Below are 790 nucleotides of genomic sequence, written 5' to 3'. Positions count from 1 at the left end.
GTGGTCTAGAATACGAGCTTTGAATGCCCATCTTTTCTAAAAAGCCTTGGAATGTCGCTGCTTTCATCGGACTTCCATTGTCGGAGTGAAGCACTAATGGCGCCCCTTGGATTTTTTCATTTAAGGTGGCTTTTTGCACTAATTGCTCGGCGTATTTTGCTTCTTCCGTTTCCCAAACTTCCCAACCAACCACTTTACGACTGAATAAATCAATGATCAAATACAATCGATAATACATGCCTTTAATCGGTCCTGCCAACCAGGTAATATCCCATGTCCACACTTCATTTGGTGACTTTGCGAGATGACTTTCTGGGATTCGTTTCGTTGGCTTTTTACTGAAACCTCGGTGATTTTGCATTTTTTCTTCTCGTAATACTCGGTAAAATGTAGACTCGGATGCGATATAAGTGCCTTGGTCGGCTAGCTTTGGCACAATTTGTGTAGGCGGTAAATCAGCGAATTCATCCTGTTTTACAACCGTTAAAATTTCTGCTCGTTCTTCTTCAGATAATTTATTTTTCGGTGCAGAACGCCTCGTTACTGGGCGTTGATCCACCTTTACTTGACCTTCCTCAATCCAACGTTGATAGGTTCTTACGCTAATATGCAACTCTTCACAGGCTTTCGCCAATCGCGCACCATTTTGATTCGCTTCTTGAATCAATTCCACTGCTAGTTTGCGATTTGACGGCTCAATCATTCTTCCTCTTCGTCCCCCCAAATCGCTTGGGCCTTTTTTCGCAGTAAGAGGAGGGCTGCTGCTTCTGCGAGTGCCTTTTCTTTCTTC

The 790-nt window shown here is 43.5% G+C and carries 1 protein-coding gene; it reads right to left on the bottom strand.

Annotation, left to right across the window (positions count from 1 at the left end; translation table 11 throughout):
* The coding region (locus tag ACTHOQ_RS18890; protein ID WP_440497738.1) for a DDE-type integrase/transposase/recombinase at nt 1–703 on the bottom strand (703 nt) is incomplete at its 3' end.
* Between the last annotated feature and the right edge of the window lie 87 nt (nt 704–790).

It is taken from the genome of Solibacillus silvestris, assembly GCF_051967575.1.
Taxonomy (GTDB): domain Bacteria; phylum Bacillota; class Bacilli; order Bacillales_A; family Planococcaceae; genus Solibacillus; species Solibacillus silvestris_B.
This window is presented reverse-complemented; position numbering and strand designations above follow the sequence as displayed.